The sequence below is a fragment of the Parablautia sp. Marseille-Q6255 genome, from assembly GCF_951230155.1.
Taxonomy (GTDB): domain Bacteria; phylum Bacillota; class Clostridia; order Lachnospirales; family Lachnospiraceae; genus Choladousia.
Genome location: NZ_CATNVD010000012.1, coordinates 92,315 through 110,629, shown reverse-complemented (window position 1 = coordinate 110,629; position 18,315 = coordinate 92,315). Strand labels below are relative to the sequence as shown.

Sequence of the window (18,315 nt, the reverse complement as noted above, 5' to 3'; positions counted from 1 at the left end):
AGATATCTCCCGGAGCGGCAGCAGGCCGTGTCCGCACCGGCGGAATATAAAAAACGAAAAGGAAGAAGGATAAGGATATGAATCATGTATGGAAAAAGAGTATGGCCGTAGCTGCTGCTGCGGCGATGCTGGCAGGAATGCCTGCAGCCTCACAGGCGCAGGAGACAGAAACGGAATTAAAAAAGGTGACCGTGATCCTTGACTATGTGCCGAATACGAACCACACGGGAATGTATGTGGCGCTTGACAACGGCTATTACGAAGAAGAGGGACTGGATGTGGAGATCATAGAGCCGACAGACGGAGCGACAGCGACTCTGATCGCGCAGCAGAAGGGAACCTTTGGTATCAGCTATCAGGAGGATGTCACGATCGCCCTGACTTCGGAGGATCCGCTCCCGATCAAAGCAGTCGCAGCGCTGATCCAGCACAATACATCCGGGTTTGTCAGCCTTGCTGACAGCGGGATTGAATCACCGGCTGATTTTGAAGGAAAAACGTATGCAGGCTGGGGCGGACCGGGAGAGTCGGCCGTGCTGGAGGCGTGCATGACACAGGCCGGGAAGGATTTTTCTAAATTGAATATGGTGATCTCGGATGGAAGCGGCTTTGAAGCGCTTGGAACGAGCTGTGACCTGATGTGGTTTTTTGAAGGGTGGGACTGCATTATTTCTGAAATGAACGGTGTAGAGCTCAACTACATGGAATGCCGCGAGCTGGATGAACGTCTGGACTACTATACTCCGGTGATCATTGCAAGTGACGCAGTTCTGGAGTCGGATCCGGAGATGGTGGAAGCGTTTTTGCGTGCGACCAGAAGAGGGTATGAGGACGCGATCGCAGATCCGGATGCGGCAGCCAAAGTGCTTTCGGCACATGCGCCGGATTATGATATCGAGCTGCTGAAGCGTTCACAGGAGTATCTGGCAGATAAATATATGGAAGATGCACAGGTCTGGGGAGAGATGAAGGACGAGGTATGGGACAATTACTCTGCATTTCTCAAGGAGTATGGCGTGATCGAAGAGACGATACCGGCAGACCAGTGCTATACGAATGAATTTCTTCCGCAGTGATCGAAGCATGCGGCAGTGACCGGGAGATCAGAAAGCGCGCGGGCGCGGACGGGAGCAGGGATAGAATAATGAGATTGCAGGTTGAAAAATTGAATTTTTCTTATGGAACAAACAGAATTCTGAAGGATCTTTCCTTTCAGATCAAAGATGGAGAGTTTGTCAGTATCCTTGGGCCGTCCGGCTGCGGAAAGTCGACGCTTTTGAATGTACTTGCAGGTATATTAAAGCCGGATGGCGGAAAGCTTCTGATCGACGGGAGGGCGGTGCAGGAGCCCTGCGGCACATTTGCCTATATGCCGCAGGAGGATCTGCTGTTTCCGTGGCGCACGATCCTTGATAACGTCTGCCTTTACGGTGAGATCCATCACTGTAAAGAAGCCATGAGGGCAGAAGCGCTGCAAAAGCTGGAGCAGTTCGGACTGGCCGGCTGTGAGGACAAATATCCAGATGAGCTCTCCGGCGGGATGCGCCAGAGAGCGGCATTTTTGCGTACAACGCTGTGCGAGGCAGGGATTTATCTGCTGGATGAACCGTTTGGCGCGCTTGATGTGATCACGCGGGGGGATATGCAGGACTGGCTGCAGAGCCTTTGCAGTGACCTGAAAAAAACAATACTTCTCGTGACGCACGACACGGACGAAGCGATCTATTTATCCGATCGGATACTGATCCTTGGAGAGCCGGGGGAGGGGATCCGAAAGGAGATCCAGATTCAGGAGAAGGATCGCACGAGAGAATGGCTGTATGCGCAGGGAGAACTGCGCGCTGAGATACACAGGATCATCAAAGAAAAGGAGACCAGGTGAGGGTATGACGGAAGGGAAGGAACAAAGAGAGCGGAAGGAGGGAGTGCGCATGCTGGATATGCATGCGCATTTTTGCTGTGTGGAAAAGGAGCAGTCGATGACGGAGGAGCTGCAGCTGCGTAAGGAAGCAGGGCTTCGGACGTTTTTTAGCTGCGGGACGCCGGAGGAATGGGAAGCAACAAAGAAATTTCACAGCCGCAGGGAGGTGCTGTTTAGCTTTGGGATCCATCCGTGGTATGCAGACCGGTATGACGCAGAAGCATACGTGGAATTATTCCGGGCGTGCGATGCAGTAGGCGAGATCGGGATGGACAGTGTCTGGTGCGATGTACCGCATCCGGTGCAGCGCAGACAGCTGGAGGCGCAGCTGGATATCGCAGCCAGGCTTGGAAAGCCGATCGTGCTGCACACAAAGGGACAGGAGAGAGAGATCGCACAGATGATCCGGGATTTTCCCAATCCGGTGTGCGTACACTGGTATTCGGGAGACAGGCAGACACTGGAGCTGTTTTTGGAAAAGGACTGTTACTTTACACTCGGCCCGGATTTTGCCAGGCTGTGTCAATGCGCACAGGCACAGACGCAGCTCTGTCGGTACATGGCGCGGGAGATCCGGGCGGAGCGGCTTTTTCTGGAGACAGACGGGATTTCAGCAGTTGCGTGGGCGCTCGGTTCAGAGTATACTGGTCTGGAACGGATTTCGGAGGTACTCTGGGAAAATGCCGGGTATCTTGCCGGGATCAGAAATATAAAGGAAGAAGAGCTTTGCCGGAGAATGGAGCAGAACCTGAGAGAATTTCTGATGCTGCCAAAAGAGAAGCAAGGGGGCAGCGGCTGTTTTCGGGAAAGTCGGAAAAGAATATGATACAGACGAAAAAGTTAGTACAGTTTTATATTGCGCAGTATGAGCAGCAGATGAAAAAGAAGCAGAAAAAGATGGTAAGCTGCAGTGACTTTGGCGGGAAAATGGAACGGCTGCGCCGTCAGATAAGAAGTGCACGGGCATCGCGCGTCAACAGCTCTGTGCTGGAGGACTACCACCGTCAGGTCAAAAACCTGGCTGTGCTTGCATACCGCCGGAATCAGGGAAAAGCGCTGGAGGTCATCCGGGAGGAGCTTCTTCCAAAGCTTGTACAGCTTGATATGGGATTTTTGCTGCCGGACCAGAGGGAAGGGATAGACGGAGCCTTTCTGGCATGGCTTGGCCGCCAGATGCCGGGAGCGATCTGCACTAGGACGCTGTTTACGCTGTATCCGCTGTACCATCAGTATCAGATTAAAAACAAGATCCTGGAGCTTGTGCCGACAAGACCAGAGTTGGAATTTCCGGAAGCGCTTGATATGCACCGCAGATTTATCCTGCATATCGGACCGACAAACAGCGGAAAGACCTTTCAGGCGCTGGAGCGGCTGAAGACAGCGCAAAGGGGAGTCTACCTCGGACCGCTGCGCCTGCTCGCACTGGAGGTGTACGAGCGCATGAACGAGGCCGGCGTGCCGTGTACGATGCTGACCGGGCAGGAGTGCATCGAGGAGCCGGGGAGCCGCATTACAGCCTCAACGGTTGAGATGGCAGACTACGATGAGCTGTATGAGGTAGCTGTGCTGGATGAGGCGCAGCTTATGGCAGATGCGGACCGCGGACATTCGTGGACGAAGGCGGTGCTGGGACTGAAGGCGCGGGAGATCCATGTCTGCACAAGTCCAGCAGCAGTAGAGGTCCTGAAGCACCTGATCACGCTGTGCCAGGATACGTGGGAGGAGCATTATTACGAGAGAAAGACAGCTCTGGTGTGCGAGGATGAGTCATTTCGTTTCCCGCAGGATGTGCAGGAGGGGGATGCGCTGATCGTCTTTTCTAAAAAATCAGTCCTCGATGCCGCGGGGCGTCTGGAGGAGCAGGGGATCAATGCAAGCGTGATCTACGGAAGCCTCCCGCCGGAGATCCGGCGCCGCCAGGTGCAGCTGTTTGCAGGCGGACGCACGAAGGTTGTTGTTTCGACGGATGCGATCGGTATGGGGCTGAATCTCCCTGTGCGCAGGATCGTATTTTTACAGACAGAAAAATTCGACGGTACAGGCAGAAGATCTCTGCAGGTATCTGAAATCCGGCAGATCGCAGGGCGGGCCGGAAGGTTCGGCATCTATGATACGGGCTATGTGACTGCGATGGGAGAGGAGGCGCTTGCTTATATCCGGGCAAATTATGAGCTCGCGGAGCAGCCGCTTACCAGGGTAAATCTCGGTTTTTCGCAGGTACTGCTCGACATTGACGAGCCTCTGGATGAGATCCTGCGGGTATGGCATGATGTGGAGCCCTCGCAGCCGTTTGAGAAAGAAAATGTAGACGAGGCGCTCTTCCTTTATGATAAGGCATATAAGGTGCGCAACAGCATTGACGGTTTTACGAACAAGCGGCTTCTCTACCGGATGATCACCTGTCCGATCGATATCAAGGACCGGCGCGTCGTGGCGCTGTGGCTGGAATACTGTCAGACCTATTCGGCAGATATATCGCTGAAAAAGCCGCAGCTTGACCGGAGGGACCGCGGCGGTATTATGAAGTACGAGACGTATTACAAGCAGCTGGATCTGTATTATCAGTTTTCTCACCGCATGGGAAAGGTGGTTGACGAGGCGTGGCTGCAAAGGGAGCGGGAGCATACAGAGTCAAATATCATGCGATACCTGACGAAGGGAAAGACCAGCTACATCGCCCGCTGCCAGTACTGCGGAAAGCTTTTGCCGCTGACGGGCGTATACCGGATCTGCGATGACTGCTATGACAGGAGAGGATAGGAAATGGATGAGATTTCTCTGCAGGGAATGTTTTCCCTGGAGCTTGTGAAAAAGGAGCGTTTTTGCGGTTCTCATGGAAAGATGCGCTATATGCTGTGCAAGTCAGAGGACAGGCTGCAGGCTTTCGTATACCCGGAACCGTTTTGCTGGGAAGCGACTCCGGACGACCAGAAACAGTCCGAATACTTTGAACTGAGCAACGAGGGGATCGCGCAGGCGGTCGCATGGATCAACCGGAAATATTCTGAGACAACAGAAAAAAATTAGGGCTTGACAGTTTGACATCTCTGGATAAAATGGAACGTGGCATTACATGATATCGGGTGCGTGATCCCGGATAGCCGGTGTGTGCCGTGCAGGAAAATGATTTGTGAGAGTATGACAGAGGTGTGAGATGGCAAAACAATACGTATGCGACATGACGAGTGGGAATGAACTGTCGCTTCTGCTGAAATTTTCTGTACCGATGCTGATCGGAAATATTTTTCAGCAGTTTTATAACATGGTGGATTCTATTATCGTAGGAAATTATGTGGGAAAAAACGCGCTTGCAGCGGTCGGTATGACCTCATCGCTGAACTTTTTATACTTTTCTCTGTGCAACGGCTTTGCGACCGGAGCCGGTGTGCTGATGGCACAGTATTTTGGGATGAAAAATGAAAAGCGTGTAAAAGACTGTATCGGAAACTCCGTGTATCTGCTGTTTGGTATGGGGCTGCTTGTGAGTGTGATATCATTTCTGCTGGCAGATCCCGTCCTGCATATGTTACATACGCCGGAGGCAATCTTTGCGGATGCACGCGCATATCTGCAGATCGTCTGCGCAGGGCTGATCTCCGTTGTGTTTTATAACGGGATCGCGGCATTGCTGCGCGCGCTCGGAGACTCAAAAACGCCGCTTATTTTTCTTGTGGTGGCGAGTATCCTGAATGTGATCGGAGATCTGCTTTTTGTGCTGGTCTTCCATATGGGCGTAGCCGGAGTCGCATGGGCAACGATACTGGCGCAGGCACTTTCTGCGGTTGGATGTATGGTTTATGCGGTCGCAAAGAATCCGTATTTTCGTCTGACAAAGGAAAATTTCCGCCCGGACCGCATCATCATAGAGCGCTGCCTAAAGCTGGGGATACCTTTTGGAGCGCAGGGCACACTGATCGCGATTTCCTGCGTGGCGCTGCAGGGTGTGATCAACCGTTTCGGGGAGGATGTGATCGCGGCATTTGCGGCGACCTCCCGTATCGAGCAGCTTGTCCAGCAGCCGTTTAACTCACTGAGTATGGCGCTTGCGACCTTCACAGGACAGAATCTTGGCGCAGGCAACGTGGAGCGTGTAAAGAAGGGCTATCGCAGCTCCGTAAAACTCATTATCGCCTTCAGCGTGGTGATGCTGGTGGCAATGTATGTGTGGGGCAACGATTTTGTGCGTCTTTTCGTAGCGGATGAGACTGTTATCGCGATCGGCGGACGCGCAGTGCAGATCCTGTCGTGGTTCTTCCTGCCGCTTGGTTTTATTTACATAGCGCGAAGCGTACTAAATGGCGCGGGTGATTCTGTTTTTGCATTTATCAGCGGGCTGGTGGAAGTCATTGGCAGGATCGGCTTTTCCGTTGTGCTTGCCGCAATACCGGTGATCGGATACTGGGCGGTCTGGTATACGACCGGGCTTACCTGGCTGATCACTGCAGCCGTGTGCGTGGCGCGGTATGCGCAGGGAAAATGGAAAAAGATCACGCTCGGAGAGTGAGACGCGCTCTATTTCTGTGCGGACAGAGCCTGTTTTAAAATATCGGGCACCTGCTCCGGCTTTATGTTGGAATAGAGGACGTCATCAATGATAAAATTCGCAGAAGTCCGGCACTGCTTCAGACAGTTTTGTGTCTTCAGCAGGCAGGTGCCATCAGCAGAGAGGTTATTTTTGCCGATGCGAAGCTCCCTGCGGACGATCTCGGCGATCTGACGGCCGTTCTTTTTCGCACAGCGTTCACCGGAGCAAACGGTGATCACATGGGTGTAGGCGGCTTCTTTCAGACTTGGATACGTCCGGATCAGAAGGCTGATCAGCGAGAGCGGGACTTCGGCAGTCTGCGCCGCCTGTTCTTTTAGCTCCGGTGTCAGAAAGCCATTGACCTCCTGGAGCTCTTTTAACATCTGGACGATGACGTCCTGATCCTTTTTGTCGCGCTGACCGGCGTAATACGCAAAGATCTCTTTGAGCTCTGCGGCAGCGGCGCCTGATGGATCGCAGATTGTACTGGGATTCATAAAGTCAGTATCCTCCTTTTATAAAAGTAAAACGATTGAAAAGTAAGATGATTCCGGTTGCTGTTACAGGGGACAGTATAACACAGATTTTTGCCGGATTCATCTATTATTCTATCAGGTTTTCGCAGCCTGGTTTTCGCGGCGGCTGATCCCGGAGGAGGGCGGGACGGCCCGTTTTTTAAATCGGGAAATTCATCTTGACAAATATACCTGCATTCGCTAAGATACTAATCATAAAAAGGTAATGAGAAAGAGGAGTACGCATGGTGCGCCGCAAGAGAGGACGGCTCGTAGGCTGGGAGGCTGTCCGGGAAAGCAGATGCGGAAGGTAGCTTTTGAACCGAATAGCTGAAGCGCAGGACGTGTGTAGGCTGTTCCGGGGCTTCCCGTTACAGAAGAAAGAGATACGGATGCCAGATGTCACAGTTTGCCGGCGAGAGGCTGTCCGTAAGAAAAGGTGGTACCGCGAGACATTCGCCCTTTGTATATCTTCCAAGAGGATATACAAAGGGCTTTTTTGCGCGAAAGCAATGAGCCGTGCAAAATCGAGAATGGCGGCGGGGCTGCTTGCAGCCGCGGTAGCCAGACGAAGATTTTATAGGGCGAATGCCCGCGACCGAGGAGAAGCGAAGCGGATGCGAGGTGCAGCACGGCGTATCACAGGCAAAATCGAGAATGGCGGCGGGGCTGCTTGCAGCCGCGGCAGCCAGGTTGTCTGCATTCACAGAATGAATACCTACAAGGAGGAGTATATGAGTAAAGAGCTTGCAAAAACGTATGATCCAAAAGGGATCGAGGACAGACTGTATCAGAAATGGCTGGACAATAAATATTTCCATGCCGAACCGAACCCGGACAAGAAACCGTTTACGATCGTGATGCCGCCGCCAAACGTTACGGGGCAGCTTCATATGGGACATGCACTGGATGAAACGATGCAGGATATCCTGATCCGTTTTAAGCGGATGCAGGGATATGAGGCGCTGTGGCAGCCGGGAACGGACCACGCGGCGATCGCGACAGAGGTGAAGGTTATCGAAAAGCTCAGGGAGCAGGGCATTGATAAGGATGAGATCGGCCGTGAAGAATTTCTGAAGCACGCATGGGCGTGGAAGGAAGAGTACGGCGGAAAGATCATCAACCAGCTGAAAAAGCTTGGCGCTTCTGCCGACTGGGACAGGGAGCGCTTCACAATGGACGAGGGATGTTCCAGAGCTGTCCAGGAAGTATTTATCCGGCTGTATGAAAAGGGCTATATCTATAAAGGCTCCAGGATCATCAATTGGTGTCCGGTCTGCCATACGTCTATTTCCGACGCAGAGGTGGAGCATGAGGATCAGGATGGATTTTTCTGGCATATCAACTATCCGGTAGTCGGAGAAGAAGGAAACTTCGTCGAGATCGCAACGACCCGTCCGGAGACGCTGCTTGGAGATACGGCTGTCGCAGTCAATCCGGAGGATGAGCGGTATGCCCACCTCGTAGGCAAGATGCTGGAGCTTCCGCTTACAGGCAGACAGATCCCGGTCATTGCAGATGCCTATGTGGATAAAGAATTCGGAACAGGCTGTGTGAAGATCACGCCGGCGCACGACCCGAATGACTTTGAGGTAGGAAAGCGTCATAACCTGCCGGAGATCACGATCATGAATGATGATGCGACGATCAATGAGCTGGGCGGTAAGTACGCAGGCATGGAGCGGTATGAGGCTAGAAAGGCGATCGTGAAGGATCTTGAGGAGCTTGGCCTGCTGGTAAAGGTTGTGCCGCACAGTCACAGTGTCGGTACGCATGACCGCTGCAAGACAACGGTTGAGCCGATGATCAAGCCGCAGTGGTTTGTAAAGATGGATGAGATGGCAAAGCCTGCGATCGAGGCATTAAAGAATAAAACACTGCAGTTTGTACCGGATCGTTTTGATAAGACGTATCTGCACTGGCTGGAAAACATCCGCGACTGGTGTATCTCCAGACAGCTGTGGTGGGGACACCGGATCCCGGCGTACTACTGCGACGAGTGTGGTGAGACGATCGTCGCACGTGAGATGCCGTCCGTATGTCCAAAGTGCGGCTGCACTCATCTGACACAGGATGAGGATACGCTTGATACATGGTTTTCGTCCGCGCTGTGGCCGTTTTCGACGCTTGGCTGGCCGGACAGGACGCCGGAGCTGGAATACTTCTATCCGACGGATGTACTTGTGACGGGATACGACATCATTTTCTTCTGGGTCATCCGCATGGTATTTTCCGCACTGGAGCAGACGGGAGAGGTACCGTTCCACCACGTGCTGATCCACGGACTTGTAAGAGATTCCCAGGGCCGCAAAATGAGCAAGTCTCTTGGAAATGGTATCGATCCGCTTGAGATCATCGACCAGTATGGTGCAGATGCGCTGCGGCTGACGCTGATGACAGGAAACGCGCCGGGCAACGACATGCGTTTCTATATGGAGCGCGTGGAGGCTTCGAGAAACTTTGCAAATAAGGTATGGAATGCATCGCGGTTCATTATGATGAACCTGGAAAAGGCACAGGTGCCGGAGACGATCGACCCTGCCGCGCTGACCGGGGCAGACAGGTGGATCCTCTCCAAGGTCAACACGCTTGCAAAAGACGTGACGGACAATATGGAAAAATACGAGCTTGGCATTGCTGTGCAGAAGGTATATGATTTTATCTGGGAGGAATTCTGCGACTGGTATATCGAGATGGTGAAGCCGCGTCTGTACAATGATGCGGACACAACGAAGGCGGCTGCTCTGTGGACGTTAAGGACAGTGCTCACGAATGCGCTGAAGCTTCTGCATCCGTATATGCCGTTTATCACAGAGGAGATCTTCTGTACGCTCTGGCCGCAGGAGGAGTCGATCATGATCTCCGCATGGCCGGAGTTTGATCCGGCATGGGATTTTGCGAAGGAGGAGCAGGCTGTAGAGACGATCAAGGAGGCAGTCCGCGGCATCCGTAATGTGCGTACCGGCATGAATGTTCCGCCAAGCAAGAAGGCGCAGGTATTTGTCGTATCAGAGAACGCGCAGGTACGCAGCATTTTCGAGGACGGCAGGGTATTTTTTGCCACACTCGGCTATGCAAGCGAGGTGCACGTACAGTCAGATAAGAACGGTATCAGTGAGGACGCTGTATCTGCGGTGATCCCGGAGGCAGTTGTTTATATGCCGTTTGCAGAGCTTGTAGATATTGATAAGGAGATCGAGCGCTTAAAGAAAGAGGAGGAGCGTCTGACCAAGGAGCTTGCCCGCGTCAATGGGATGCTGGGCAATGAGCGTTTTGTCAGCAAGGCGCCGCAGGCAAAGATCGATGAGGAAAAGGCAAAGCTTGAAAAGTATACGCAGATGATGGATCAGGTGAAGGAGCGTCTGGCCAGCCTGACAAAATAAAAAACGGCAGACGAAAGTCTGCCAGGATCCATGCAGGAGACAAAAGGAATACGGAAACCGGATAAGGAGGAAAGACGGTATGGATATTGAATTACTGAGAAAAGATATGGTAGCAGCGATGAAGGCAAAGGATAAGCCGCGCAAGGAGGCGATCTCTTCTCTGATTTCTGCAGTAAAGAAGGCTGCGATCGACGAGGGCTGCAGGGATGATATCCCGGAGGCGCTTACAGACCGCGTGATCTTAAAGGAGCTCAAGACCGTCCGGGAGCAGATCGATACGTGTCCGCAGGAGCGTTCGGACCTCAGGGAGGAGTATCAGTTCCGCTATGATGTGATTTCCGAGTATGCTCCGAAGCTGCTCTCAGAGGCGGAAGTGCGGGCTGTCATCGAGGAGAAATTTGCCGATGTACTGGCGACAAAGAATAAAGGCCAGATCATGAAGGCTGTGATGGGAGAACTGAAAGGGAAGGCTGACGGAAAGGTGATCAATCAGGTCGTTGCAGATCTTTGTAAATAATACGGGGCGGTGACCGTGTGACACAGGACAGGGGGGAGACCGTATGATAGCGGAGAAGATGAAACCGTATCTGCAGAATAATTCTGCGATCCGGGCAATGTTTGAGGAAGGAAAAAAGATGGCGGAGACGTTCGGGGCGGACAGGGTCTATGATTTCAGCCTTGGCAATCCGAACGTGCCTGCCCCGCAGAGGATCAAAGAGGCGATCCGGGAAATATTAGATGAGGAGGATCCCGTATTTGTTCATGGCTATATGAGCAATGCGGGGTTTCCCCATGTGAGAGAGACGATTGCGGACGATCTTAACAGGCGGTTCGGGACGGCCTTTCGGGCAGAGAATCTGATCATGACAGTCGGAGCAGGGAGCGGGCTGAATGTGTGTCTGAAGACGCTGCTTGATCCGGGGGATGAAGTGATCGTGTTTGCGCCGTATTTTGTAGAGTACGGTTCTTATGTGCGCAATTATGACGGAGTGCTTGTTGAGGTCGCCCCGGATAAGGAGTCCTTTGGACTCAATCTCAGGGATCTTGAGACAAGGCTTTCAGAAAAGACGAAGGCAGTCATTATCAATAATCCGCATAATCCGACCGGCGTCATCTACACGCAGGAGGCGATACAGCAGCTGGCCGGGCTTCTCGAAGAAAAGCAGAGAGAGTACGGTCATGCCATTTATCTGATTTCTGATGAGCCGTATCGGGAGCTGGCGTTTGACGGTGTGGCCGTGCCGTTTCTCACAAAGTATTATGCGAATACGATGGTCGTATATTCCTACAGCAAATCGCTGTCTCTTCCGGGAGAGCGGATTGGTTATGTGGTGATCCCGGATGAAGTCGAGGACAGTGCGCGGACGATCACAGCTGCGACGATCGCGAACCGGATCATCGGCTGTGTGAACGCGCCGTCTCTGATGCAGCTTGCCGTAGCAAGGTGTGTGGACGAGCGGGTGGATCTGGATTTTTATGACCGCAACCGCAAAACGCTGTACGAGGGACTGACTGCATGCGGGTTTACGTGCATCAGGCCGCAGGGCGCATTTTATCTGTGGATGAAATCGCCGACAGAGAAGGAACAGGAGTTTGTAGAAGCAGCAAAAAAATATCATATTCTGATGGTGCCTGGATCTTCCTTCGCATGTCCGGGGTACGTGCGTCTGGCGTACTGCGTCTCTTATGAGACGATCTGCCGGGCGCTTCCAGAATTTGAAAAGCTCGCAAAAGAATACTTTTAGAGGAGACGTACATATCATGAAGATAATTATTGTTGGGCTTGGAAAGGTGGGACAGTCTCTGGCGCTGGAGCTTGGCAATGAAGATAATGAGATTACAGTAATAGACTGCCGGGAGGAGATCGTGCAGGAGATTACGAGCCAGAATGATTTTATGGGAGTAGTCGGCAATGGATCGACGTATTCCATCCAGATGGAGGCGGGGATTGAGTCTGCGGATCTGATGATCGCAGTCACCGGCTCAGATGAACTGAACCTGCTCTGCTGTCTGATCGCAAAAAAGGCAGGAAACTGCCATACGATCGCGCGTGTGCGTAATCCGGAATACAGTACGGAGCTTGACTTTATCAAGGAAGAGCTCGGCCTTGCAATGGTGATCAATCCAGAGCTGGCCGCAGCCGGAGAGGTAGCGCAGGCGCTGCAGTTTCCGTCCGCCATCGAAGTCAATTCTTTTGTGAGAAACCGTGTTCGCCTTCTGAAGTTCCGCGTGCCTGAAAGGTCAGCGCTTGCCAATATGCGGATCGCAGATCTGCCGTCGAAGCTGCGCAGCCACGTGCTGATCTGCGCCGTGGAGCGCGGGGAAGAGGTCATTATCCCAAACGGAAATACGATGCTTTATGCAAGAGATGTGGTATCCGTGATCGGAAAGGCCTCTGATGCGAATGAGTTTTTCCGACAGGCAGGGATCGTGACGAATCAGGTGAAAAATCTGATGATCGTCGGAGGCAGTCCGATCGCCTATTATCTGGCAAAAATCATGATAAACAGCGGTGTGCGTGTCAAGATCGTAGAAAAAAGTATGAAGCGCTGTGAAGAACTCAGCGACCTTCTGCCAAAGGCCACGATCGTTTATGGGGACGGGACAGATAAGGATCTTCTGCTTGAGGAAGGGATCGACCGATATGAAAGCTTTGCAGCTCTGACAAACATAGATGAGGAGAACATCCTTCTGTCGCTTTATGCGCGCAAGACGGGAGAGAAAAAGCTGATCACGAAGATCAACCGCATTGCTTTTGATGAGGTCATCCGGGAGCTTGATCTGGATACGGTAGTTTATCCAAAGAATATTACAGCGGAGCATATTATCCGTTATGTCCGCTCTATGAAAAATTCACTTGGAAGCAATGTGGAAACACTCCACAAGATCCTTGGCGGAAAAGCGGAGGCGCTGGAGTTTGTGATCAGAGGAAATTCCAGAGTCACAGGGGTTGCGCTGCACGAGCTCGCGATAAAAGACGGAGTCCTTATCGCAGGTATTGCGCGTGACGGAAAGGTGCTGATCCCGCGCGGGTCGGATAAGATCATGCAGGGGGACAGTGTGATCGTGATCACCCGTTACCGGGGACTGAATGACGTAGAAGATATATTGGCAAAGTAGGATAAGAGAAATGAACTATGGGATTATTATACATATTATCGGGTGGGTGCTGAACTTTGAAGCGGCTTTTATGATCCCGGCTCTGATCACAGCGCTTCTCTACAAAGAAAAGGCAGGGTATGCGCTGCTGATCACGATCTTGCTGTGTCTTGGCAGCGGCATGCTGCTGATACGCAAAAAGGTAAAAAATAAATGTATTTATGCGAGGGAGGGCTTTGTGGCGGTGGCGCTTTGCTGGATCGCTTTAAGTGCGTTCGGCGCACTGCCATTTGTGATCGCGGGAAGTATCCCCTCGTATATTGACGCGCTGTTTGAGGTGGTTTCCGGTTTTACGACGACGGGCTCGAGTATCCTTCCTGAGGTAGAGTCGATGCCAAAGTGCCTGCTGTTTTGGAGGAGCTTTACACACTGGATCGGCGGCATGGGTGTGCTTGTACTCGTAATGGCGATCCTTCCGCTTGCGGGAGGCAGTACGATGTATCTGATGAAGGCGGAAAGTCCGGGACCGTCGGTGGGAAAGCTTGTGCCAAAGGTAAAGAGTACGGCGCTTCTGCTGTATAAGATGTACGTGGGGCTGTCAGTGCTCCAGCTTGTTCTGCTTTTGCTGGGCGGTATGCCGGTGTTTGATTCTCTGACTACCATGTTCGGTACCGCCGGTACAGGAGGCTTCGGGATCAAAAATGACAGCATAGGAAGCTATTCTGTCTACCTGCAGGTTGTAGTTACGGTTTTTATGATCCTGTTTGGAGTTAATTTTAACTTTTATTACCTGCTGCTCCGAAAAAAGTGGAAAGAGGCAGCCAGATCAAGTGAAGTGTGGACGTATCTGGCGATCATTCTGGCGTCCATTATTCTGATCACAATAAACGTGGCAGGCATGTTCCCGAGCGGTGTGAAGGCCTTTCAGCAGGCGGCCTTTCAGGTCGGATCTATCATTACCACGACCGGATTTGCGACAACAGATTTTGAGCTGTGGCCGCAGTTTTCAAAAATGATCCTGGTCCTTCTGATGCTGATCGGGGCATGTGCGGGGAGCACAGGCGGAGGTATCAAGGTATCGCGCATCATCCTGCTGTTTAAGTCTATCCTGAAAGAGCTTGATTACATCGTGCACCCGCATAATGTCAGAAAAGTCAAAATGGACGGGAGACTCGTAGAGCACACAGTCATGCGCGCGGTCAACGTATTTCTGGTTTTGTATCTGTTTATTTTTGCGGGGTCTGTGCTGCTGATCTCACTTGACAATTTTGATTTTACTACAAACTTTACGGCAGTGGCGGCAACGCTCAACAATATCGGTCCAGGACTCGGGATGGTAGGACCGACAGGGAACTTCGGCATGTATTCTGATTTTTCCAAGCTGGTGCTGACCTTTGATATGCTGGTGGGAAGACTGGAGCTGTTTCCGATTTTGATCCTGTTTTCCAAAAATACGTGGACAAAGTAGTCATGCGCGCGGGGGCGGCATCCCGGGCAGGGAAAGGGCAGAAGGAAATGTGAACGATTCGTGAAAGTTCTGTAACCTGACTTTACAATAAAAATATGGTATGCTATCATAAAAGATAAATTTTAAACATGATAGCGTCAGTCTGCGAGGGACAGGACATGTCGCTTACCGCAGACTGGCGCTATACTGATATACGGGAGAAAACTATGCGAAGAAAGAGATTACTGACTGCCGCATTGTGTATGACGCTGCTCCTCGCGTCATGCACAGTCAGTAGTGCTGTAGACGAGAGCGCGGTGAGACGGGAAAAGCAGGAGGCCGTCTTATCGCCTGCATCAGCAGCAGAAAAGAAAAAGAAACCCGAAAAGCCAGCTCAGACGGAAAATGTGTCAAAGGAGACAGAAAAGCCGGCTCAGACAGAAAAGCCGGCTCAGACAGAGAAACCGGCTCAGACAGAGACGCAGCCGCCGCAGACGGAGAAACCGGCTCAGACAGAGACACAGCCGCCGCAGACGGAGACGCCGGGACAGACAGAGACGCAGCCCGCTCAGACGGAGACGCCGGGACAGACAGAGACACAGCCGCCGCAGACGGAGACGCCGGGACAGACAGAGACACAGCCGCCGCAGACGGAGACGCCGGGACAGACAGAGACGCAGCCCGCTCAGACGGAGACGCCGGGACAGACGGAGACGCAGCCAGCCCAGACGGAGACGCCGGGGCAGACAGAGACGCAGCCAGCCCAGACAGAGACGCCGGGGCAGACAGAGACGCAGCCAGCCCAGACGGAGACGCTGCCGGGAGAGACGGAGACAGAATCCGGATCGGATGAGGAGACGGAGACCGAGACAGAAGAGGAATCAGAGTCAGAAACCTCGGAGTTTGATTCCAATGAGGAGCTGATCGCGCATCAGAAGATCATCGTTCCTCCGGATATAGAGCTTGAGTTCCGGTTCACACAGGTGGAGGAAGAGCCTGCGATCGTAAAGGTCAGAGAAGGTGCGTCTGTGTATGAGGAAAAAGACAGCAGCGCCAGTGAAACGGGAAGTCTGCCGTACTATGGCTTATGCTACATCCTTGAGGATCAGGAGGATGGCTGGTACTATGTAGAGTCAGGAAATGTGCGCGGATTCGTGCAGGCAGAGGCTGTTGTGACCGGAGAAACAGCAAAGCGGATCCGGAAGATCAAGGGGGATGAAGAGCTGCCGACTGCCCGCCTGCTTATGGCAAGGACGGAAAACGCGGCATTTGCACATACACATACCACAACCGGGGAGGTACTGGCAGATAAGGTGTACGCGCTGGCTTCCGGTGAGGTGTCGATCCGTGAGCAGCGTAAAGAGTCTGCACGCGCGACAGGCGTGCTTGGGGACGGAGCGCTGTGCTACATACTGGAGGATGCAGGAGCAGACTGGCTGTTCGTAGAGTCGGGAAATGCGAGGGGATTTGTCAGAAAAGACAGTCTCATTACAGGAAATACGGCAGAAAGCGCTGTCTCCGAAAAAGGTGAGAACAATATGCCGCTGGCGCAGGTGCTGGTGGAGCCGCAGGACAATGCGGCGTGTTATTTTACCCTGACTTCTGTAAAGAAGGCATCGCAGGCGGCGATGACAAGAGAGGCGATCGTGAACTTTGCGCTCCAGTTTGTCGGCAACCCATACGTATGGGGCGGCACGAGTCTGACGACTGGTGCGGACTGCTCCGGGTTTGTACAGAGCATTTATGCAAATTTCGGATATTCTCTTCCGAGAGTGGCGGAGGACCAGTCTCAGTATGGCATGCAGATCCCGGTAGAATCGGCGCAGCCAGGTGATCTGATCTTTTATGCGCGCAACGGCTATGTCTACCATGTCAGCATGTACATCGGAGACGGACAGGTCATCCATGCAGCCGGGCGAAAGGTCGGGACGATCGTATCCGGCATCAACGGAAATGCTGTGTGGGCGACGCGCATTATCCAGGACTGATACAGGAGAAATAAAAATTCAGGAAAAATAAAAATTCCCACAGAGATCAGGTATTTAAAATACCGGTCCCTGTGGGAGTTTTTTTGCTGTTGTTTATGGTTTTTCTGGTTTATTCCTCTGTGTCGGAAGTCTCATCCTCATTCGGAGTCTCAGGAAGAACGAGACGGACGGATTCGATACGTGTTTTATCCATTTTTTCTACCGTAAGCCGTATGTTTTCCGTGGTGACGACTGATTCCTGTTCCGCAGGCAGATGATCGAGTTTTTCAATGATGAGTCCGCCGACAGAGTCGTATTCATCAGAGTGGAGCGTAAGCTCCAGGGCATCATTGATGTCATCAAGCTTTACAGAGCCTTCGATCAGATATTCCCGGTCGCTGATCTTCTGGATCAGATCCTCCTCGTCCTCATCGTATTCATCGCGGATCTCTCCGACGATCTCCTCCAGAAGGTCCTCAAGTGAGATCATACCGACTGCAGCGCCGTATTCATCAAGCACGATAGCGATGCTTACGGAATTGTTCTGCATCTCAATAAGAAGCTCAGAGGTTTTCTTAAACTCATACGTATAATACGGTTCGTACATGACGTTTTTTACATCAAAATCCTGTGTATCACAGAAGAAGAAATCCTTTATGTTCAGAATTCCGATAATGTTGTCGCGGTCATTCTGGAAAACAGGAAGCCGCGTATATTTCTCAGCGTGAAAGACGTCCTTGATCTCCTCATAGGAGGCACTTTCACTGATCGCTACCATATCGGCGCGCGGTACCATGACGTCTTTTGCCTGTGAATCGCCAAAATCAACGACGTTATAGATCATCTGGCGTTCTTCTTTTTCAATGACTCCATCCTTATGGCTGACATCCACGATCGTGCGCAGCTCCATCTCTGTCATGGTATTGAGCGAGCTGTCTGCCTCGACATGCAGAAGCTTCAAAATGGAGCGGCAGATGAAATTGATGATCACAATGACCGGAGTCAGAAGCTTCATCAGAAGCAGGATAAAGGTCGCGTACGCAAGAGAAAGTCTCTCAGAATTGACCGTAGCGAAGGTCTTTGGTGTAATCTCACCAAAGATCAGGACAAGGATCGTCACAATACCTGTCACAAAGCCAACGGAGCCATTTCCCATAAACTTGATCGCGAGGGCAGTGGCGATAGCCGTGATAAAGTTGTTGACCAGATTGTTGCCGATCAGGATCGCGCTGAGCATTTTTGAAGAATTCTCAATAGTTTTCAGTACCTTTGTCGCAGCCTTGCTTCCATCCTCCGCCATAGCCTGCAGCTTGATTCGGTTGACCGTGGTCAGAGCTGTCTCAGCAGAAGAGAAAAATGCGGATAATGCGACAAGAATGACGAGCGCCAGAAATTGTATGGCGTCTTCAGGGGCCAAAAAAATCATCTCCTTTATAAAATATTTTAATGAGAATCATA

Annotated in this window: 14 protein-coding genes and 1 other annotated feature; of the genes, 12 read left to right on the top strand and 2 right to left on the bottom strand. The window is 52.1% G+C overall.

What is annotated here, in order from left to right; translation table 11 throughout:
* Positions 1 to 77: 77 nt before the first annotated feature.
* The 6 genes from QOX44_RS10740 to QOX44_RS10715 all read left to right on the top strand — a co-directional run bounded on the left by QOX44_RS10740 (position 78) and on the right by QOX44_RS10715 (position 6,425).
* Positions 78 to 1,076 carry an ABC transporter substrate-binding protein gene (locus QOX44_RS10740; protein ID WP_283683134.1) on the top strand — a complete coding sequence of 333 codons (999 nt, stop codon included), beginning with the start codon at positions 78 to 80 and terminating at the stop codon, positions 1,074 to 1,076.
* Positions 1,077 to 1,144: 68 nt separating this feature from the next.
* On the top strand, positions 1,145 to 1,882 hold the full coding sequence (locus tag QOX44_RS10735; RefSeq protein WP_283683133.1) for an ABC transporter ATP-binding protein: 738 nt from the start codon (positions 1,145 to 1,147) through the stop codon (positions 1,880 to 1,882).
* A 4-nt stretch (positions 1,883 to 1,886) separates the two neighbouring features.
* Complete coding sequence (locus QOX44_RS10730) at positions 1,887 to 2,747, top strand: TatD family hydrolase (RefSeq protein ID WP_283683131.1); 861 nt, start codon at positions 1,887 to 1,889, stop codon at positions 2,745 to 2,747.
* A complete protein-coding gene (locus QOX44_RS10725; RefSeq protein WP_283683130.1) occupies positions 2,744 to 4,681 on the top strand; it encodes an SUV3 family DEAD/DEAH box RNA helicase in 1,938 nt (645 codons plus the stop codon). The genes QOX44_RS10730 and QOX44_RS10725 overlap by 4 nt, the downstream gene beginning before the upstream one ends.
* Before the next feature lie 3 nt (positions 4,682 to 4,684).
* Entirely contained in the window at positions 4,685 to 4,948 is a 264-nt protein-coding gene (locus tag QOX44_RS10720) for a hypothetical protein (RefSeq protein WP_283683129.1), read from the top strand.
* Between the two features lie 127 nt (positions 4,949 to 5,075).
* Complete coding sequence (locus QOX44_RS10715; RefSeq protein ID WP_283683128.1) at positions 5,076 to 6,425, top strand: MATE family efflux transporter; 1,350 nt, start codon at positions 5,076 to 5,078, stop codon at positions 6,423 to 6,425.
* A gap of 8 nt (positions 6,426 to 6,433) precedes the next feature.
* On the opposite strand, the gene QOX44_RS10710 is transcribed toward QOX44_RS10715, so the two are convergent.
* The gene (locus tag QOX44_RS10710) at positions 6,434 to 6,943 is read right to left on the bottom strand and encodes an NADH-quinone oxidoreductase subunit NuoE family protein (protein WP_283683127.1); all 510 of its coding nucleotides are present in this window, start codon (positions 6,941 to 6,943) and stop codon (positions 6,434 to 6,436) included.
* Between the two features lie 235 nt (positions 6,944 to 7,178).
* Positions 7,179 to 7,428: a binding site (T-box leader), on the top strand.
* Between the two features lie 267 nt (positions 7,429 to 7,695).
* On the opposite strand from QOX44_RS10710, the gene QOX44_RS10705 reads away from it, so the two are divergent.
* From QOX44_RS10705 to QOX44_RS10680, 6 genes are all read left to right on the top strand, one after another.
* Entirely contained in the window at positions 7,696 to 10,344 is a 2,649-nt protein-coding gene (locus QOX44_RS10705; protein ID WP_283683179.1) for a valine--tRNA ligase, read from the top strand.
* 79 nt (positions 10,345 to 10,423) lie between these two features.
* Positions 10,424 to 10,861, top strand: a complete 438-nt coding sequence (locus tag QOX44_RS10700) for a GatB/YqeY domain-containing protein (RefSeq protein WP_283683126.1) — start codon at positions 10,424 to 10,426, stop codon at positions 10,859 to 10,861.
* 43 nt (positions 10,862 to 10,904) lie between these two features.
* Positions 10,905 to 12,089 (top strand): pyridoxal phosphate-dependent aminotransferase, encoded by a 1,185-nt coding sequence (locus QOX44_RS10695; RefSeq protein WP_283683124.1) that lies wholly within the window; start codon positions 10,905 to 10,907, stop codon positions 12,087 to 12,089.
* 16 nt (positions 12,090 to 12,105) lie between these two features.
* Entirely contained in the window at positions 12,106 to 13,464 is a 1,359-nt protein-coding gene (gene trkA, locus QOX44_RS10690; RefSeq protein ID WP_283683123.1) for a Trk system potassium transporter TrkA, read from the top strand.
* Between the two features lie 10 nt (positions 13,465 to 13,474).
* Positions 13,475 to 14,911 carry a TrkH family potassium uptake protein gene (locus QOX44_RS10685; RefSeq protein ID WP_283683122.1) on the top strand — a complete coding sequence of 479 codons (1,437 nt, stop codon included), beginning with the start codon at positions 13,475 to 13,477 and terminating at the stop codon, positions 14,909 to 14,911.
* A gap of 206 nt (positions 14,912 to 15,117) precedes the next feature.
* The gene (locus QOX44_RS10680) at positions 15,118 to 16,878 is read left to right on the top strand and encodes an NlpC/P60 family protein (protein WP_283683121.1); all 1,761 of its coding nucleotides are present in this window, start codon (positions 15,118 to 15,120) and stop codon (positions 16,876 to 16,878) included.
* A gap of 109 nt (positions 16,879 to 16,987) precedes the next feature.
* On the opposite strand, the gene QOX44_RS10675 is transcribed toward QOX44_RS10680, so the two are convergent.
* On the bottom strand, positions 16,988 to 18,283 hold the full coding sequence (locus tag QOX44_RS10675; RefSeq protein ID WP_283683119.1) for an HlyC/CorC family transporter: 1,296 nt from the start codon (positions 18,281 to 18,283) through the stop codon (positions 16,988 to 16,990).
* Between the last annotated feature and the right edge of the window lie 32 nt (positions 18,284 to 18,315).